The organism is Bradyrhizobium sp. (assembly GCF_035309285.1).
Taxonomy (GTDB): domain Bacteria; phylum Pseudomonadota; class Alphaproteobacteria; order Rhizobiales; family Xanthobacteraceae; genus Bradyrhizobium.
Map to the genome: position 1 here is coordinate 1 of NZ_DATGFH010000092.1, position 18,253 is coordinate 18,253.

Below are 18,253 nucleotides of genomic sequence, written 5' to 3' on the forward strand. Positions count from 1 at the left end.
AAGCGCTGGCATGACGGCCATACCGAGGTCATTCATGCGAAGCTGGCATACCCGTTATCGCCGACGGCCCAGCACAGCGACTCGGAGATTCTGCTGACCGACGCCCACATCTACGAGCTGAGCCCTGAAGCCGGAGACGACGATCGGGTCCTGACGGCGTCGAGCATCATCGTCGACCCGAACCGGCACGATCAGACGCCGCTCGAATACAGCTCCGTCGCCGCCAGCAGCGCCGAGCTCATCGCGTCCGATGCGCCCAAGGACATCGCCGAGATGCAGTGGCGGCTTTCCACCCCCTTCTCGACCTTGCTGCTCGGCATGCTGGGAATACCGCTCAGCCGTGCCAAGCCGCGGCAAAGCAAGTACGAGAAATTCGGCACGGCGATTCTGATCTATTCCGGATATTATCTCATCTGCACGTCGGCGCGGACCTGGGTCCAGCACGGCGTCGTGGCCAAATTCCCGGGCATCTGGTGGGCTCCGGCCGCTCTGGCACTCGTCCTGCTGTTCATCGCCTTCGCGCCGGGCATAGGGGTCAGGTTCAAGCGCAGATGGGCATGATGCGGGATCCCGCCGGGCTGATCGCACAGCTTCGGGCGGCGTGGGCGAAAATGGTGACGCCGCTCGATCGCTATATCGCGGTCGCGGCCTGCAGGGCGTTCATTACCGTCGTCGCGGCGTTAACCGCCTTGTTCAGCCTGCTTGAATTCGTCGAGCAACTGGCCTCCGTCGGCGAGGGCAGGTACGGCCTGCTCAACGCCCTCACCTACGTGCTGCTGACCGCCCCGTCCCGGGTGCTGCAAGTGACGCCGGTCTCGATGCTGCTCGGCTGCCTGTTCGCGCTGGGCGCGTTCGCCAGAAACTCCGAGCTCACGGCGCTGCGGAGCGTCGGCATTTCCGAGAGCCGTATCATCGGGTCGGTGCTCAAGCTTGCCGTCCCGATCGTCATCGTCATGTTCCTGCTCGCGGAATTCGTGGTGCCGCCGGCCCAGGAACTCGCGCAGACGCAGCGCGCGGCCGCCCTGTCCTCCACGGAATCCGACCAGGACGACAGCAGTTTCTGGATCCAGGGCGACCGTCAATATCTCAACGTGCAGCATTTCGACGGCACGACGGTCGCGCGGAACATCGACATCTACGCGTTCGCCGATGACGGAAGCATGACCAGCTTCATCCATGCGGACCGCGCCGACATCCATTCGGACCGCACGTGGCTTCTGACCGACGTGCTGAAAAAGACGATCGACGGCTCGCAGTTCGAGAACGAGCACCTGGCGACCCTGCCCTGGCATTCCTTCGCGTCGGCCCAGCAGATCCAGCTTTTGATGCTGCCGCCGGAGACCATGCCGCCGGTGGCACTCTTTCACTACGTGCGGGAGCTCGGGCGGCGGAACCAGCAAGCGCTGCGCTATGAACAGGAGCTGTGGCGGAAGATCAGCGTGCCGCTGTCGCTGGTCGCGATGATCATGGTGGCAGCCCCCTTCGTCTTCGGGCCGCCCCGCGGCCAAAGCACCGGGCGACAGATCACGATCGGCGCGATCGTCGGCATCGTGTTCTCGCTGACCCAGCAGATCGTCGGTCACCTCGACCTGCTGCTGAACCTCAATCCGGCGGCTGCCGCGCTCGTGCCGTCGCTGCTGCTGATGGCCCTGGCGGTTTACCTATTCCGCCGTGCGCATCGATAGCGCGACGGGCGGCTCGTCGGCCATTCCCAGACCTTCGAAGAACGAGCGGTATCGCGCCTGACGCTTGCGGAGCAGGGCGACCGAGATCACGCTGCCGCCGACGATCTCGAGCCAGAAATAATACTGGGGCGCCCCCGCCAGGGCGAAAACGAAGATTCCGAGCGTGCGATAGTTCGCCGACATCACGGACCATTGGCGGACCAGCGGTGCGAAAGTGCGACGATATTGCTCGCGGATGGCGGCGTCGCGGTCGGGATGCGCTGTCAGTGCGACCGTCAGCCTCTGGTGGAATTCCACGGTGACGCCGGCCGCGAGAAATTGAATGCGCACGTAAGCACGGTGCACGAAATCGGCCAGCCGCTGCATCGGCGGTCCGGCCGCAATCGCGCGCCGCGGAACGGTCAAGGCCACGAATTCCGCCGACTTCCGTCCCAGACCCCAGAAATTATACTCCTGCCGCTGCACCTCGTAGGCGGCGGACTGGAGGATATGGCAGAGGCCCGCAGCGATGACGAGGATCCACGCCTCGCCGCCATATTGTCCGCTGAGGCTGAGCGCCAAGCCCGAATAGACGGCAATGAACGTGACATAGTCGCAGATGCCGTCGAGCACCTTGCCGGTGGCGGACTGGGCATTTGTCAGGCGCGCGAGCTGCCCGTCGGCGCCATCCATCACGTGCCACGCGATCATCAGAACGAAGGCCGCGATGACGTTTCGCGGATCCTGGTAATGATGGTAGGCGACGCCGGCCAATATCCCGAACACCATCCCCGCCACGGAAACGGCATTGGGCGGGATGCGCAGCGCCGCGAACAGTGGCGTGAGGCGGCTTGCTATCGGGTGGATGAAATAGAGGTTGGTGACCTCTTCGATCTCCAGCGTCCGCCGGACCGGCTCAGCGGTCTCCATGACCTTAGGCTCTCCTGCCGCTCGGACGATGCACTGAGGCGGTCACCTCAGAGCTGTCCCGACTCGAGCAGCCTCTCGGCCTTGCCGAACGCGATGGGATCGTCGACGTCGACCCACGGATGGCTGCCGATGTCAAACACGCGCGCCTTGCGCCACCGCGCGAGCACGTTCATGGCGCCGGAAATGCTGTCGTCGCCATTGGCCTGGCTCTCCTCCAGCGCCGCGAACATGATCGGGGTGCACAGGAAGACGCCGGTGTCGAAGGCGTTGAAGTCGCGGATCACCTTGCCGATGTGCTCGATCCGGCCGTCCGAGCATTTGACGCGCGTGACGTCTTCCGGATCGTTCAACGGATTGTCGATGTTGAAATCGACCGCCAGGGTGACCGTCTCCGGCTCGAACGGTGCCGCCATCAGGCTGCGGAAGATCTCCGGATCCACCAGATGGTCGCACATCGTCAGCAGGAACGGCTCGTCCAGGTGCCGCTTGGCCTTGAGCAGCGACACGCCGTTGGCCCGGTCCCACTCGTCGTTGACGACATGGGTTGTGCGGACCTGTTCGCGCGCGGAAAAATCGTCGAGGTGGCTGCGCAGCTCGGCGCCCCGGTAGCCGCTGACGACGACGAACTCATCGACCCCGGCATCACGCGCGCGACCGATGACGCGCTCGATCAGCGGGGTCCCCTTGATGGAGATCAGTGGCTTCAGCTCACCCTTCTCCCGCAGCCGGGCGCCCTGCCCGGCTGCAACGATCAGGCACTTCATCGAACGGCGAGCTTCACGGTGCTGGTGCGGATGAAGGTCTCGATCATCTGATACGCGTCGTCATCCGTATATTGGACCGGCGGATGCTTGCAGAAATAGGCGCTCGGTCCCTCGAGCACGCCGCCGATGCCGTTCTCCAGCGCCAGCTTGCAGCACCGGATCATGTCGATGACGACGCCGGCGGAATTGGGCGAATCCTCGACCGACAGCCTCAGCTCCAGGTCCATCGGCACGTCGCCGAACAGATGCCCTTCCATGCGGATGAAGCAGATCTTGTTGTCGTTCTGCCACGGCACATAGTCGCTCGGGCCGACATGGATGTTCTCGTCCTCGATGCGCTTCTTGGCGACGGCCTGCACCGCCTCCGTCTTGGACGTCTTCTTCGAGGCCAGCCGCTGCTGGTTCTTCATGTTGAGGAAGTCGGTATTGCCGCCGGTGTTGAGCTGATAAGTCCGGAGCAGCTTCACCCCGCGCTTGGCGAACAGATCCGTCAGCACCCGGTGCGTGATCGTGGCGCCGAGCTGCGACTTGATGTCGTCGCCGATGATCGGGAGGTTGCGGGCCTTGAACCGGTCCGCGAACGCCTTGTCGCTGGCGATGAACACCGGCATGTTGTTGATGAAGGCGATACCGGCCTCGAGCGCGCATTCCGCGTAGAAGCGTGCGGCCTTCTCCGATCCCACGGGGACGTAGTTCAGCAGAATTTCCGCGCCGCTGCGCTTCAGCTCGCTGACGATCTCATCCTTGGTCAGCTCCCTCGCATCCGAGCGGATGAAGGTCCGATCGTCGGCATAGTCCGCCATATGCTCGGAGATGCCGTCGAGTACCGGCGCCATGCGCACGATGACCCCGCTGTCCGGGATGTCGCTTTGGAAGACCGTCGTGCAATTCGGCTTGGCGAAGATCGCGCGACTGACGTCGGTACCGACCTTGCGGGCGTCGACGTCGAAGGCGGCCACAACTTGGATATCGCAGGGCAGATACCCCCCGATCTCGCGGTGCATCAAGCCGACGACACCGTCACGGCAGCGCTCGGGAGTGTAATAGTGAATGCCTTGGATCAGAGCGCTCGCGCAGTTTCCAAGCCCTGCAATCGCGATGCGAATGCCGCCTTTTTTCAACATGATGTACCCTGTATGTGGCTAACTTGCTCGGAAGCAATGGTTGCGTCGAAATTTTTCCGCGACCGGCTCCATTGGCTCCTCCCGAATTGCGCACCAATGGAGATGCCGCGAGTCTCGGCGCATGCCGCTCGCTTCATCCGCAATCGCAATTGAACGACGCCTCGTGCATGCTGCGCGTCGCAGATGCCCCAAGCCTCGGGGCGGTAGCGCCTCATCTATGGACGGCCCATGTGATGCTAGAGGAAAACCGGTGAGACCGCTTCGGTCGGGTGCAAATCACTTGTCCCGGCCCGTGGAAGCTGAAACCCTATCCGCCAACATCGAGGGTGTTCGCGGAACGGTCACAATCATATCTGTGCAAGCCCCCTTCGGCGCAAGAGGGAAATGGGTTGCGATTTTTGCGGGCGACCGTCCCTCGCGGCAGTCTCACGCCGCCTGCGGCAGGTTGCGGATGCAGGCGCATACCAGCGCACTGTAAAGCTGGTTCTTCTGGTGCTTCCGCACATAGTCCGGGTCGATCTGCGCCACCCGTGCCTTGGTGCGGACCGACGCGTACCAGTGCACCACCCGGGTCTCCGCTGACAGAACCCCGTCCAACCGCATGCCGCGCGCGATTCGGAACCATTGCTCGGAGATCCTCGGCGGCAGCGGATAGAAGACGCACGGCTCCTGAATGATTAAATCGCCCTGGCGGTAACGATCGACCACCTCTTGCAGCAGGTCCGGCCCCAGCGCGTAGGCCTCGGCCCGGCGCGCGGCCGGCACCGCCACCATGGCGCGCAGATAATCTGCAAGAAACGGCGAATTCTCGCACGCCCCCATTACCGCGTTGTTGACCCCGCGGAAATAGAATTCCTCGATCCGCCTGAACGCCTTCCAGCCGTTGGGCATGCGTCGGAGCATCTTGCGCAGGACGTCGAGCGTCAGATGACGCGCCCACACCAGCGGCGAGCGCGAAGCCCGCACAGCGAGGGGCCATACGATGAACTCCGAACCGACAAACTGCGTCGCGCCGAGCAAGGGGAGCAGCGATTGCGTCGTGATCGTGTCGAGATCGAGGTACACGCCGCCCTGCAGATATAGGATCGCCGCCCGCAGAATGTCCGCCCGCACCACCGGGCTGTCGAGCCCGCGGTAAAGCGCCGCCAGTTCCTCACCCATGCCGAGCCGCTGCCCGGCTTCGGTCAAACAGGCGAGCGGGTCAATCCGTGACAGGCGCACACCTGGGGTGCGGTTGAGCGCGCGCAGTTCGGCACCATCTTCCAGCGGATCGGTGTGGTGGAGAATGATTTCCGGCAGTTCGCCGCGCTCGGCGGCGGACAAAATGGCAAAGACATAAGCCCATGGCAGGCTGGAGCCGATCCAGCAGAAATGTATTCGGGCGGGAATGGTCATGAGATCTGTTCTGCCTAGGGTGAAGTGCTGTCCGACAACGCTATTATCAAAACCCAACAAAACGTTGCCCAGCCTTGGCGGGTCGAGCGGGAGGACGTTGCCAACCCCCCCTTATTCTGCTAGCTGAAGGGCAAAAGGGATACAGCAATTTCTAATATGACAGAACCAACCCCTTCCCATCATCCGGGACTGCCCATCCGCTATGCGGATTTCGGCTGCATCGCGGAGGCACTGGACTATGCCGCGCAGGGTCCGACGGGCCTGAATTTCTATTCCGCGAAGGGCACGCTCAGCGAGGCGCTGCCCTACGGGCTGCTGCGCGAACAGGCGATCGACCTCGCCCGGCGGATGCTCGCTGCGGGCCTCGAACCGGGTGAGCGGGTCGGACTGGTCGCCGAGAGTGACGGCGACTTCGTGCGCGCGTTCTTTGCCTGCCAATATGCCGGGCTGGTGCCGGCGCCGCTGCCGCTGCCGGCCGCGTTCGGCGGTAAGGACGTCTATATTTCCCATCTGCAGCGCATGATGGCGAGCGCGCAGGTCAGCGCCGCCTTCGGCCCGGCGATGCTGGAAGCCTGGCTCGCCGAGGCGGTCACCGGCCTCGATCTGAAAATCTCGGGCACCCTCGCCCGGCTCGCCGAAGTCGCGCCCCTAGCCGGCGACCTGCCGGAACAGGATCCCGACGGCCTCAGCTATCTGCAATTCTCGTCGGGCAGCACCCGCTTCCCCTTGGGCATCGCGGTCACCCAGCGCGCCTTCATGGCCAACGCCCACGGCATGGGGCATGACGGGCTTGCCGCCGTCGATGGCGACCGCTGCGTCACATGGCTGCCTTTCTATCATGACATGGGCCTCGTCGGCTTTCTGCTGACGCCGCTCGCTTGCCAAATGTCGATCGACATCATCTCGACCCGCGACTTCGCGCGCCGGCCGCTGCTGTGGCTGAACCTGATCAGCCGCAACCGCGCCTCGATCTCGTACAGCCCGTCCTTCGGCTACGAACTGTGCGTGCGACGCGCCGAGACCGCGTCCACCGATGGCATCGACCTGTCGAGCTGGCGCAGCGCCGGCATCGGCGGCGACATGATCCGCCCCAACGTGCTCGCCCGCTTTGCCGAGCGCTTTGCAGCCCATGGCTTCGGGACCGGTGCGTTCGTGCCGAGCTACGGCATGGCCGAGGCGACCTTGGCGCTGAGCTTCATGCCGCCGGGCGAAGGCGCGCAGTATGACGTCGTCGACGGCGCGATCCTCGAGACCGAGCATCGCGCAGTGCCGGCACGGGACGAGGCCGCGCGCACCCGTGCGTTCGTGCTGTGCGGCCGCATGCTGCCCGGCCATGATATCGAGGTGCGCAACGAGGCGGGACATCCGCTGTCGGACCGTCTCGTCGGGCGCATCTTCGTGCGCGGCCCCAGCCTGATGACCGGTTACTACGGCGCGCCCGAGGAAACCGCACGGGTGATGACGGCCGACGGCTGGCTCGACACCGGCGATCTCGGCTATCTCGTCGACGGACAGGTCGTCATCACCGGACGGGCGAAAGACCTCATCATCGTCAACGGCCGCAATCTGTGGCCGCAGGACCTGGAATGGGCGACGGAAGCAGAGATCGCGGCACTGCGTAGCGGCGATGTCGTCGTCTTCTCGGTCGATGGCGAGACGGATGAGCAGGTCGTGGCCCTGGTTCAATGCCGCACGACCGATCCGGTGACGCGCGAGGCGCTCACGACCGAGATCGCCAACGTCTTCCGCGGCCGCCACGGCCTCGATTCCAAGATCATCCTGGTGCCGCCGCACAGCCTGCCCCAGACCTCGTCGGGCAAGCTCAGCCGCAGCCGCGCACGCACGATGTATCTCGCCGGTGATTTCTCGCACCCGTCCGCCTCCATGACGGCAGCCGCCGGGGCCGAATGAGCGGCGGCCGCGTCGTTGCCGTGACCGGCGCGACGGGATTTCTCGGCCGGCATCTTGTGAGGGCGCTCGCCCGTGAAGGCGCGCACGTCCGCATCCTGGCGCGCCGGGATGCGGAGCATGAGCTCTGGAACGGCATCGCTCTCGACGTCGTGCCGGGCAGCCTCGAGGATGTCCATACCCTCGAGCGGCTGGCCGCGGGTGCCGATGCGATCGTGCATGCCGCGGGCCTCGTCAAGGCGCGCGATCGCGCGGCGTTTCTGCGGACCAATGGCGACGGAACGCGCGCGATGGCAGCGGCTGCACGGCGCCGCGCGCCTGGCGCCCGCTTCATCGCCATCTCGTCGCTCGCCGCGCGCGAGCCGCAGCTCTCGGACTATGCGGCCAGCAAGCGCGCGGGCGAACAGGCCGCGCGGGAAGCCTTCGGCGATGCGCCCGATCGTCTGGTGATCGTCCGTCCGCCGGCGATTTACGGGCCGTGGGACCGCGAGACGCTGGCGATCTTCAAGGCCGCTTCACAGGCCATCGTGCCGGTCTTCGGATCGGGCCGTGCCGCCATTGTCCATGTCGCCGACGCCGCCGACGCCATTGCGCGGCTTGCCATGGGCATTGGCGATGCCCGGCTATACGCCCTCGCGGACACCAATCCCGATGGGTACACCATCAGCCAGCTATTGAGCGAAGCCTCCCGCGCCATCGGCAGCAGGCCACGCTTCATGCGCATCCCGGCAGGAGTGCTGCTGACTGCCGGCACTGCATCCGGATGGTGGGGCCGGATCCGCGGCCAGACGCCGATCTTCACCGCCGGCAAGGCGCGAGAGATGCTGCACCCCGACTGGTCGGTCGCACCGGGCGAAATGCTGCCGCAGGCGATCCATCAGCCGAAGATCAGTATTGCCGAGGGCTTTCGCGAAACGGCCGCCTGGTACAAGGCGGCCGGGTGGCTGCGGTGACCGGCGCCCCGGGCTAAAGCGGCATTTCGTAGATACGGTAGGTCTTGTAGGCGGTGCCGCCGAGGCTTTCGTTGATGTGGCGCATCGGCAGGTTGTCCTCGAGGATCCACGAAAGCTCGACATGGGTGAACCCCATGGGGGCGGCCTCCTTGCGGACGGCGTCGATCAGCAGGAACGGCAGCAGCTTGCCGATCACGCCGCGCGCAGCCGAACGCTTGACGCCCATCAGCGGCACGCGCGCCGTCTTGACGCCCGAGACCTTCAGGCGCCACAGCAATTTGGCCCAGCCGAAGGGAAGAAGCCTGCCGCCTAGGTCCCGGATCGCTTCGTTGAGATTGGGCAGGCAGACGAGAAAGCCGACCGGCTCGCCATTGTGCTCGACGATGCTGACCAGGCGCGGATCAAGCAGTGGCTTCAGCGACTTCGCCAGATGATCCGTCTCGATTTCGCTGAGCGGCACGAAACCCCAGTTCTCGAGCCACGCATCGTTGAAGATGTCGGTGATAACCCGGACTTCGTCATTGTACCGCTTGAGATCGAGGCGCCGGACCCTGAAATCCTTCGGCAACGGCCGATCGAGCAGCCGCCGCGCGCCGGCCGGCAGGTCGTCGGTGATGTCGTAGATATAGGCGTAGACGTCCTTCTCCTTGCGCAGCCCCAGCGCCTCGAGGTGCCGGCCGACATAGGGGCGGTCGTGGCCCATCAGCAGCATGGGCGGCGTGTCGAAGCCATCGACCAGAAGCCCCATTTCCTCATTGATGTTGAGGTTGAACGGACCCTGCATGCGTTTCATGCCGCGGGCGCGCAGCCAGTCTGCAGCCGCCCTGATCAGCGCTTCGAACACCGCCGGATCATCCTCGCCGGCGATGAGCCCGAACTGGCCCGTCGCGTCGGGACGCGCGGCCAGCGCCTGATGATCGATCTGCGCGCTGATGCGGCCGACGTCGCGACCGTCCTTCCGCGCGATCCAGAACTGGACGTCGGCATGGCCGAAGAACGGGTTCTTCGGCGTCAGCGCCTCCAGGCGTTCGAGATGCAGCGGCGCGATGTAGTGCGGATCATCGCGATGAAACCGTTCGGGAAGGCGGATGAAGCGATTGAGCAGCGCGCGGCCCTGAACGGGAACGATCTCGACTGTTGTCACAGAGTGGCTTTCAGGTCGGAAGGAGCAAAGGCGGACGGGGGGCGATCGCGGGGCGGCGCGCCGGTCAGTTCCATCACGCGCGGATAGCGGCGCGCTTCATCGAGGTCATAGCCGAGATTATAGACGCTCGGGCTCTTCGGGACCTCGCGCGCATGGCGATAGTAGGTGCCGAGCAGCACGTCGGGCATGAAGCTTATGATCCCGTAATTGCCGTTCTCGTTGTGGAAATGGTGCGCGAGATGGTTCTGCTTCATGCGCAGGACGAGACGGCTTTTGGGCTTGTAGTTGAGGTGCTGGATGCAATGGACGAATTCGTAGACGCAGGTCGTCACCAGCCCCGCCGCCAGGGCGGCCGCCGCACCGGGCCAGGCCGCGATCGCATAGCCGATCGGCAGGGTCACGAGGGCAATGGTCGGCAGCGTGTTGCCCGGCGAGCCGAACAGTACCTCGAGCCGGTGCGGGTCCTGGTGATGGTCGAAATGGATGCGCTTCCACAGCGCGGCCGACCATTTCATCTTGTAGAGCCAGCGGCCGTGAAGAATGAACCGGTGGATCAGATACCACGCCACCGGATAGGCGATGAGCACAGCCACGACGGGCAGCGCGATCTCCGTCCACCGCGTCGTCAAGGCGAGGGCGACGGCCGCCGCCGCGACACCGGACAGGGCATAGAGGATAATCGCCGGATAAGTGGCGTACGCCAGCCAGAGTTCGGGCAGCGTCATGCGCCCGAGATCGTAACTGCGTCCTTGCCAAGCACGTGCCCAACCAAATTTCTGCGCCATTCCGTTCCTATACCCTGGAGCCCACCTGAGAACGGCACGTCGGACCGCGATACCGGGCCGCAACCGCGAAAACCCGGCCATTCTCTATCTCAGAACCTGTGCGACGGTAAAGCCGCCGCACCGGCATGATCTCGGCATGATCTCGTGTGCGCCATGCCATGAGTCAATGTGGCTGAGCCTTTGAAGAGGCATGCGAAAACCGATGCCACGCGCTCGGGACCGGAAGCTTGCTAGACCGCCTAAGCGTGCCGACGCATCCAGCGCCAACAGTCGAGACATCGAACTTTCCGATCGGCCGCGGGGCAGCTATGATTGTCAACTGACGGGCACAACGATTGAAGTGCGACGATGGCGCAACCGAATATTGTAGCAGCGCAAGCCAGTCTGAATCGCAACTTTTGAACCAATAAATGGCGCAATTTCCTGACGGATTCTACCAATCTCCCTAGGAAATCATTGCCACATGGGAAACGATACCTCATCCAGGGGTTCCGCTACTTAGCCGCGCCGTAAGTCTGGGTCCAGATCGTCCTGGCATTCCTGACTTGGATGCGCTTCGCAACTGAAAAAGGTTGAGCGCAGAATGACAAGCGCCGGGAAAGGCGACGGTTCCAAATCCTCCGCGTTCGAGAACGAAGGCGACACGCACGACCGCGCCAACGCTCCCGCCGAAGTGACTTTCTCGTTTGGCCCCTTCCGCCTGTTTCCGCGTCAGCATCTCCTGCTCCAGAACGGCACCCCGGTTTCGTTGGGTAGCCGTGCCTTCGACATTCTGGTCGCCCTGGTCGAGTGCGCCGGGGAATTACTCGAGAAAGATGCGCTTATTGCCCGCGTCTGGTCCGGGGTCACGGTCGAGGAATCAAATCTCCGCGCTCAGATGACCGCCCTGCGGCAAGTACTGGCCGAGGGAGGGATGGGTGAAAGCTACGTCGTTACCGAGCCGGGTCGGGGTTATCGCTTTGTGGCGGCAGTCGTGCGCTCCACAAGCGACCCGGTACAGGCCCAGGTCGTTCCCAAGGGGAGCAACCTTCCCGGTCGCCTCACCCGACCGATCGGCCGCGCCCAGGTCGTCGCCATGGTCGGCAGCCGGCTGCAGCGGAGCCGCTTCATCACGATCATTGGACCGGGTGGGATTGGCAAGACCACGGTCGCCCTGGCGGTCGCCGAGGAACTGATGCCGTCCTACAAAGACGGTGTGCGGTTCGTTGATCTTGCCCCGCTGAGCGATCCTCAGCTTGTGCCCAGCGCGCTCGCGTCCGTGCTGGGTGTCGCCATTCGCTCGGAAAGCCCATATCCGGCACTGACGTCTTTTTTGAAAGACAAGCACATGCTGCTCCTCCTCGACAACTGCGAGCATGTTGTCGAGGAGGCGGCGGTATTGGCGGAAGAAGTCCTGAGGGGGGCGCCGCGGGTGCATATCCTGGCAACCAGCCGGGAGCCCTTGCGTGCGGAAGATGAACGCGTGCAGCGCTTGTTGCCACTGGAGATCGCCCCGGCGTCAGCCGGACTCACCGCGGCCGAGGCCCTCACCTTTCCAGCCATCCAGCTTTTCGTCGAGCGCGCGGCGGCAACCGCCGATGGCTATGAGCTCACGGATGCGGATGCCCCGGTCGTAGCCCAGATCTGCCGCCGGCTGGACGGGATCGCGCTCGCGATCGAACTCGCCGCCGGGCGCACCGACGCCTTTGGCGTTCGCGGGGTGGCGGCGCGTCTGGACAATCTGTTTACGCTCCTGACCCGTGGCCGGCGGACGGCTCTGCCGCGGCATCAGACCCTTAGCGCGACGTTCGATTGGAGCTATGTGCTGCTCTCCGAGACCGAGCGTGTCGTCCTGCGCCGATTGGGCGTATTTGCCGGACGCTTCACCATGGGAGCAGCAAGTGCGGTCGCGGGAGATGACGACCTTGCGGCTGCGGACGTGGACGAGAACATTGCCGATCTCGTCGAGAAGTCGCTGGTCGGGGCGGATGTCGGTGGCGAGGTCGTATATTATCGCCTGACCGACACGGCGCGCGCCTACGCCCTGAAAAAGCTGACTGAAGTCGGCGAATTTCAAGCGACGGCCCGGCGCCACGCGCAGCATCAGCGCGACCTGTTCGAGCGCGCCAAAGCCGACTGGGAGACGCGGCAGACGGCCGAGTGGCTGTCCGCCTACGCGCCGCAGATCGATGATCTCCGGGGCGCGCTGGACTGGGCTTTTTCGCCGGACGGCGACGCGTCGATCGGCGTGGCGCTGACGGTCGCCGCGGTGCCCCTGTGGTTCGAGATGTCGCTGATGGAGGAGTGCCGCACGCGGGCGGAGCATGCGCTCAGCACGCTCGAGCAAGGTGCGACCAACGACGAACGGAGCCGGATGCAACTCTACGCGGCGGTCGCCTGGTCGCAAATGTATACGACGGTATCCGGCCGAGATACCGGCGCCGCGTGGATGACCGCCTCGCAGATCGCAGAAGCGCTGGATGATACCGACTACCAGTTGCGGGCGCTCTGGGGGCGATGGGCGACCTGCGTCAACCGCGGAGAATTCGGCGGCGCGCTGGCTCTTGCCAAGCGGTTTTTGAGCCTGGCCTCGGAAAGGGCGGATGCCAATGACCGACTGCTCGGCGACCGGCTAACCGGCGTCGCGCTGCATTTCCTGGGCGACCAGTCGGGTGCAAGGCGGCACATCGAGCGGATGCTCGCCAGCTATATTGCCCCGGTCAGCCGGTCGCATGCGGTCCGATTTCAATTCGACCAGCGGGTGACCGCACGGATGACCCTGTCGCGCGTCCTTTGGCTGCAGGGATTCCCGGATCAAGCCCTGCGCTGCGTCGAACTCAATATCGCCGACGCCGTTTCGATCAATCACACGCTGTCGCTGTGCAACGCGCTTGCTCAGGCAGCGTGCCCGGTCGCTCTCTTGGCCGGCGATCTCGAGGCGGCGGAACGCTACACGACGATGCTGCTCGATGAAACAACGCGGGATGTACTCGATATCTGGCACGCCTATGGCGGCTGCTTCGCAGGGGAACTGCTGATCAAGCGCGGCGACCCGGCGGCTGGGTTGCCGCGGCTTCGCGCGGGTGTCGACCAGCTGCGCCAAGCCAGTTTCGTCCAGTATCTCACGGCGTTTCTGGGGGCGCTGGCCGACGGCCTGGCAGACACCGGGGATTTCGCGCAGGCATCGGTGGTGATCGATGAGGCGATCGCGCGATGCGCCCAGGGCGAGGAACGCTGGTACTGCCCCGAGCTGTCACGCATCAAGGGCGTGGTCACATTGCACGTGGGCGGCGAGGACGCCGCGGCGGCGGCCGAGGCCCACTATCGCCAGTCACTCGAGTTGGCTCGAACGCAAGAAGCCTTGGGATGGGCCTTGCGTACCGCCATCAGCCTGGCCCGATTGAAACGGGATCAGGGCCGCATCGGCGAAGCCTACGACCTGCTCCATCCGGTCTATGGTCGCTTCAATGAAGGCCATGGGACCGGCGATCTCAGGCTCGCGAAGAAACTGCTGGATGAACTTTCGCTGGGGCGTCGCTAGCCGCAGGCGCCGGCGTCAAGGTCGGCACGTTTCACAGTCGCCTCCGAGAAATCACGGGAATTAACGACGTTTGACTGGGACCTGATCGCGGGCCCGCTCATCATTGCGGCGAAGGTCGAAGCACCATCGTTGCTGAGCCAGGGGCCGATTTTGTCGACAGACGCGGAGAAGGTCACAGATGCCGCCGACGCACCGTTTCTCGAGCCGGTGACCCAGCAGTTCGTCGATGCCGTAGCGCTCGCCGGGGGCCCGCCGATATACACGCTATCGCCGGCCGATGCGCGAAAACTGCTGACTGACATCCAGGCCACGGAGGTTGGCAAGCCGGCCGTACGTCTGGAAGATACGGCCTTTCCCGTCGGTCCCACAGGTTCGGTGCGAATTCGGGTCATCCAACCGGAAGGCGCCACGGAAGCCCTGCCCGTGGTGATGTATGTCCATGGCGGCGGCTGGATCCTCGGCGATACGGGCACACATGACCGTTTAGTGCGCGAAATCGCCGTCGGCGCCCGCGCCGCATTGTTTTTTGTCGATTACGACCGCGCGCCGGAAGCGAGATATCCGGTCGCGATCGAACAGATCTACGCCGCCACCAGGTTTGTGGTCGAACACGGCGCGCGTCTCGGCGTCGATCCCACGCGCCTCGCCATAGTCGGCGACAGCGTCGGCGGCAACATGGCCGCGGCGGTTACCCTGATGGCGAAGGAACGCCGCGGTCCGAAGATCGATTTGCAGGTGCTGTTCTATCCGGTCACCGGCTGCGATTTCGACACCGCGTCCTACGCGACCTTTACGAATGGTCCCTGGCTGACGAAGCCAGCCATGGAATGGTTTTGGGATGCTTATCTCCCGGACGAGGCCGCGCGAAAGCAAATCACCGCGACGCCGCTCAGCGCCGCCGTCGATCAACTGACGGGCTTGCCCGATGCGGTGGTCATCGTCGCTGAAAATGACGTCCTGCGCGATGAAGGCGAGTGCTACGCCCGCAAGTTGTCGCAAGCCGGCGTGCGCGTCACCTGTACGAGATACAACGGCACGATCCACGATTTCGTCATGCTCAATGCCCTGGCCGACACGCCGGCGGTCCGCGGCGCGATTGCGCAGGCGATTGCCGCCCTCAAGTCCGTTCTCGAATAACGATGGTTCGGCGGCAAGTTTGGAGCTCCGAACGACGCACATTCAGAAAAAGAGGAGAGGTACGACACCCGATGAAACCGCTGAGGCAGGAAAATATAGCCCCTGATTTTTCACGATTCTCACGATGACTAGCGAACAAGCCGCAGAGCTTCGGTGCTGGCCGTTGGAAGTCTGGAGTGCTGACGAGTACACCCCATCTAGGGAGGCCGACGTGGCGATCGAGGCCGTGGAGCTAATCGAGGATGTGCGCATCGCCCTGGACCATGACCTGGGAGGCGCAATCAGGGCGACCGCCCGTCTGGCAGCGCTTCTTCGGGCCATTTCTCCCGAAATACTACACACGCCTCCTGCGCGAGGGGGGCTGGCGCCTTGGCAGAAGCGCAAGGTCCAAGACTACGTCGAACGTCACATTGAGGGACCGATCCCGCTGGAGGACCTGGCCAAACTTGCCTCGCTCAGCGTCGGGTATTTCTGCCGCGCCTTCAAGGAGAGCTTCGACGAGACTCCCCACGCCTACATCATGCGGGCGCGATTGGAGCGGGCGCAGGAACTGATGCTTGAAACCACCGACCCGTTGAGCCAGATCGCGCTCGCATGCGGCCTCGCAGACCAGGCGCATTTCTCCAGATTCTTCCGCCAGGCGACGGGCGAGACCCCAAGTGCCTGGCGGCGCAATCGCGCAAACGGCGGTTGAACAAAGCTGGGAAGCAGGCCCGTCCGTCCGGGGACGGCTTCCAGATGGATCGGCTTGTACTTGCTCGATGAGGCGTGCACCCAGACCCGGATCTGTCGGGCGACCTGGAGCGATATTCCCAAAGTGCATCTTCCGGTTTCGTGATCGGAAATGCGAATAGTCGCAGCATCTTAGCTATCTGGAGGTGTTCTCCCGAGGAATTCTTGGAGAGGGAAGTGTTATGGGCGTGGTGGTGGGACCGGTTTTGACGAGGCCCGGGGGCTATGCCTTCGATATCTGGACGGTCGAGTATGGCGTAAGCCATGGATACGTATATCGCCGGATCGAGGACGCGAATTACGCCCGTAGGGCGGCGATCAATCGCGCGGTGGCAGGATCCGGGATGCCCGATGACTTGGAGCAGCCCGAGGATATTTGCATCTGCGCCACCCTCGAACAGTTCATGACGGAGCTTATCGAGCGGGGCGTGCTCGTCACGGATAGCGGTCTGCGGGCCCTTTATAGACTGCACGCCGTATAGTCGGGACCTATAAATTATCGTTTGGTGAGGAGGTGGATGTGCTTTCTGCGGAGCAATTTTTCTGGCGCTTGATGGACGAATATTGTCGCTACTGGGAAATGCAGTTCCGGCTGTTGCACGAGCAATGGAACGGCGGCGCTTATCCGGCGCCGACACGCAGGCGCGAGCCGGATTCGCCTAAGTACATGCGGCTGATCGTCGACAATACCGGTCTCTGCCTGCCGCCCCGTTCGACCGCTCGCGGGCGAAGCTGAATGCCATAAGGCGCGCTCCCTTAATCGGGGCCGGCCGGGTGCGCCCCGATAGTCGACTACTCCCCCCAAAAGCTACCCGTATGTCCCCCGTTCAGGGGATGCAAGCCGGCAGTCGGCCGGATGTAATCTCCTGCGCGCTCATGCAGTTGCGGCGCCCAGCGACGCGGCCCGGCGACGTGCTCGGCGCCGAGGGCGAAAGGACGGCCTCCGCGGAGTTCCCGAAGGGCCGCAACACAAAGGACGACGATGCCCGGCACAGTCGAGCACCTTACCAATCCGCAGGATCCCGCCCTGCAGATACTGCTGAGGTACTGGCGCGGGAAGCGAGGCGAGCGCATGGCGCCGTCGCGCGCTGACATCCAGCCCGGAGAGCTGGTGTCGATGCTGCCTTACCTCGCACTTTACGACGTGGTCGATGGAGATTTCCATGTCCGGCTGTTCGGAACGGAGCTAGCGCGCGCCTACGGGGACGACCTCACCGGCAAGCTGATGTCGGAATGCGACTTCGACGGCAGCCGCAGGCAGCTTCTGGAGCAACTGGCCGAAGTCGTCAGAGAGCGCCGTCCCAACGTACTCCGCGCCAAGTTCGCGAAGGACACCGACGGTCGCTATCTTGAATATGAACGCATCGCGTTACCGCTGTCAGCCAACGGTGAGACCGTCAACATGATCCTCTGCGGGTATCACGTCGAGCGGGCGTTCTAGCGCGCCGCGATGGCGCTCCGTGCAGCATCGCTTCATGTACACCTTGATAAGCCGTTAGCCGTTCATCGGTGAGCCGGATCAGAGATGGCCCAGCGCTCGGGCCTAATCTCCTGCAGCCACAAAGTGCTGCACGAGCCGAACGGCCATGTCGCCGCGCTGGTCCGGCGGATAGATCTCCTCAAGGCGCTCGCCGATCGCGCGGTGCAGGAGGGCGCGGCGCACCTGCCCGATACGATCGTAGACCACTTGCCGATAGAGCGCGTGATTGAAGCTATAGGTCCGAACAACCCGATTGTCCGGAAGGGTCAGCAGCCGGTCCCGGCGCAGCACGCTCGGGGTGAGCCCCTCGCACACGGCCTCGAACGACAGCTCATCCATCTGGGCGGCGCGCGCCGCCGTCAGCGGATCGAAGCGAGCGCCGGCCACGCTTGCCGCATCCAGCACGCGCCGCTGGTCATCGCTCAGCCCCGCGATTTTGGCCTCGATCACGCGCGCGAGCGTCGGCGGCACCTCGGACGCCAGTTGGTCGAGGGGAACGACGGGCCGCCAGCCGCGAGCCGTGCGCGCGACCTCGCCGCTCTCGAGCAGATGCTCGAGCGTGACCCGCATGAACAGCGGATTGCCGCCGGTGCGCTCCTCGACGAGCCGCAGGAAGGCCGGCGCGGCCGGCTCGCCCTGGGCACCGCCGGCCAGCACCGTGCCGATCGCGGCCGTGGCGAGCGGGGCGAGGGCGATCTCGGTGCAGGCTTTGCGCAG

The 18,253-nt window shown here is 64.3% G+C and carries 17 protein-coding genes; 10 read left to right on the plus strand and 7 right to left on the minus strand.

Annotation, left to right across the window (positions count from 1 at the left end):
• Positions 1 to 561: LptF/LptG family permease (locus tag VKR55_RS17705; protein WP_324405266.1), on the plus strand; the 561-nt coding region annotated here is incomplete at its 5' end.
• Positions 558 to 1,685: an LPS export ABC transporter permease LptG gene (lptG, locus tag VKR55_RS17710; protein WP_324405268.1), complete on the plus strand. Its 1,128-nt coding sequence runs from the start codon at positions 558 to 560 to the stop codon at positions 1,683 to 1,685. The genes VKR55_RS17705 and lptG, both read left to right, overlap by 4 nt.
• On the opposite strand, the gene VKR55_RS17715 is transcribed toward lptG, so the two are convergent.
• The 4 genes from VKR55_RS17715 to VKR55_RS17730 all read right to left on the minus strand — a co-directional run bounded on the left by VKR55_RS17715 (position 1,662) and on the right by VKR55_RS17730 (position 5,877).
• Positions 1,662 to 2,594 (minus strand): CDP-alcohol phosphatidyltransferase family protein, encoded by a 933-nt coding sequence (locus tag VKR55_RS17715; protein WP_324405269.1) that lies wholly within the window; start codon positions 2,592 to 2,594, stop codon positions 1,662 to 1,664. The two genes, lptG and VKR55_RS17715, sit on opposite strands and share 24 nt — an antisense overlap.
• A gap of 47 nt (positions 2,595 to 2,641) precedes the next feature.
• Positions 2,642 to 3,358 carry a phosphocholine cytidylyltransferase family protein gene (locus VKR55_RS17720; protein WP_324405270.1) on the minus strand — a complete coding sequence of 239 codons (717 nt, stop codon included), beginning with the start codon at positions 3,356 to 3,358 and terminating at the stop codon, positions 2,642 to 2,644.
• On the minus strand, positions 3,355 to 4,482 hold the full coding sequence (locus VKR55_RS17725) for an inositol-3-phosphate synthase (protein WP_324405272.1): 1,128 nt from the start codon (positions 4,480 to 4,482) through the stop codon (positions 3,355 to 3,357). Before VKR55_RS17725 ends, VKR55_RS17720 begins: the two co-directional genes overlap by 4 nt.
• A 426-nt stretch (positions 4,483 to 4,908) precedes the next feature.
• Entirely contained in the window at positions 4,909 to 5,877 is a 969-nt protein-coding gene (locus VKR55_RS17730; RefSeq protein ID WP_324405273.1) for a glycosyltransferase, read from the minus strand.
• A 156-nt stretch (positions 5,878 to 6,033) separates the two neighbouring features.
• Here VKR55_RS17730 and VKR55_RS17735 point away from each other — a divergent pair, with 156 nt between their 5' ends.
• Complete coding sequence (locus VKR55_RS17735; RefSeq protein WP_324405274.1) at positions 6,034 to 7,788, plus strand: fatty acyl-AMP ligase; 1,755 nt, start codon at positions 6,034 to 6,036, stop codon at positions 7,786 to 7,788.
• Positions 7,785 to 8,738, plus strand: coding sequence for an NAD-dependent epimerase/dehydratase family protein (locus VKR55_RS17740; protein ID WP_324405275.1), 954 nt, complete (start codon positions 7,785 to 7,787; stop codon positions 8,736 to 8,738). The genes VKR55_RS17735 and VKR55_RS17740 overlap by 4 nt, the downstream gene beginning before the upstream one ends.
• A 13-nt stretch (positions 8,739 to 8,751) precedes the next feature.
• Here VKR55_RS17740 and VKR55_RS17745 read toward each other — a convergent pair whose 3' ends face one another.
• Both VKR55_RS17745 and VKR55_RS17750 read right to left on the minus strand, forming a co-directional pair.
• Positions 8,752 to 9,882, minus strand: a complete 1,131-nt coding sequence (locus VKR55_RS17745; RefSeq protein ID WP_324405276.1) for a dATP pyrophosphohydrolase — start codon at positions 9,880 to 9,882, stop codon at positions 8,752 to 8,754.
• Complete coding sequence (locus tag VKR55_RS17750; RefSeq protein ID WP_324405277.1) at positions 9,879 to 10,607, minus strand: sterol desaturase family protein; 729 nt, start codon at positions 10,605 to 10,607, stop codon at positions 9,879 to 9,881. The genes VKR55_RS17745 and VKR55_RS17750 overlap by 4 nt, the downstream gene beginning before the upstream one ends.
• 643 nt (positions 10,608 to 11,250) lie before the next feature.
• Here VKR55_RS17750 and VKR55_RS17755 point away from each other — a divergent pair.
• The 6 genes from VKR55_RS17755 to VKR55_RS17780 all read left to right on the plus strand — a co-directional run bounded on the left by VKR55_RS17755 (position 11,251) and on the right by VKR55_RS17780 (position 17,497).
• Positions 11,251 to 14,187, plus strand: a complete 2,937-nt coding sequence (locus VKR55_RS17755) for an ATP-binding protein (protein WP_324405278.1) — start codon at positions 11,251 to 11,253, stop codon at positions 14,185 to 14,187.
• Positions 14,188 to 14,316: 129 nt separating this feature from the next.
• Entirely contained in the window at positions 14,317 to 15,324 is a 1,008-nt protein-coding gene (locus VKR55_RS17760) for an alpha/beta hydrolase (protein WP_414642391.1), read from the plus strand.
• A 211-nt stretch (positions 15,325 to 15,535) separates the two neighbouring features.
• A complete protein-coding gene (locus VKR55_RS17765) occupies positions 15,536 to 16,018 on the plus strand; it encodes an AraC family transcriptional regulator (protein ID WP_324405279.1) in 483 nt (160 codons plus the stop codon).
• Positions 16,019 to 16,238: 220 nt separating this feature from the next.
• Complete coding sequence (locus VKR55_RS17770) at positions 16,239 to 16,538, plus strand: hypothetical protein (protein ID WP_324405281.1); 300 nt, start codon at positions 16,239 to 16,241, stop codon at positions 16,536 to 16,538.
• Positions 16,539 to 16,576: 38 nt separating this feature from the next.
• On the plus strand, positions 16,577 to 16,792 hold the full coding sequence (locus VKR55_RS17775; protein ID WP_324405282.1) for a hypothetical protein: 216 nt from the start codon (positions 16,577 to 16,579) through the stop codon (positions 16,790 to 16,792).
• 246 nt (positions 16,793 to 17,038) lie between these two features.
• Complete coding sequence (locus VKR55_RS17780; RefSeq protein ID WP_324405283.1) at positions 17,039 to 17,497, plus strand: PAS domain-containing protein; 459 nt, start codon at positions 17,039 to 17,041, stop codon at positions 17,495 to 17,497.
• Positions 17,498 to 17,599: 102 nt separating this feature from the next.
• Here VKR55_RS17780 and VKR55_RS17785 read toward each other — a convergent pair.
• Positions 17,600 to 18,253 (minus strand): hypothetical protein (locus VKR55_RS17785; protein WP_324405285.1); only part of this gene is annotated, 654 nt, incomplete at its 5' end.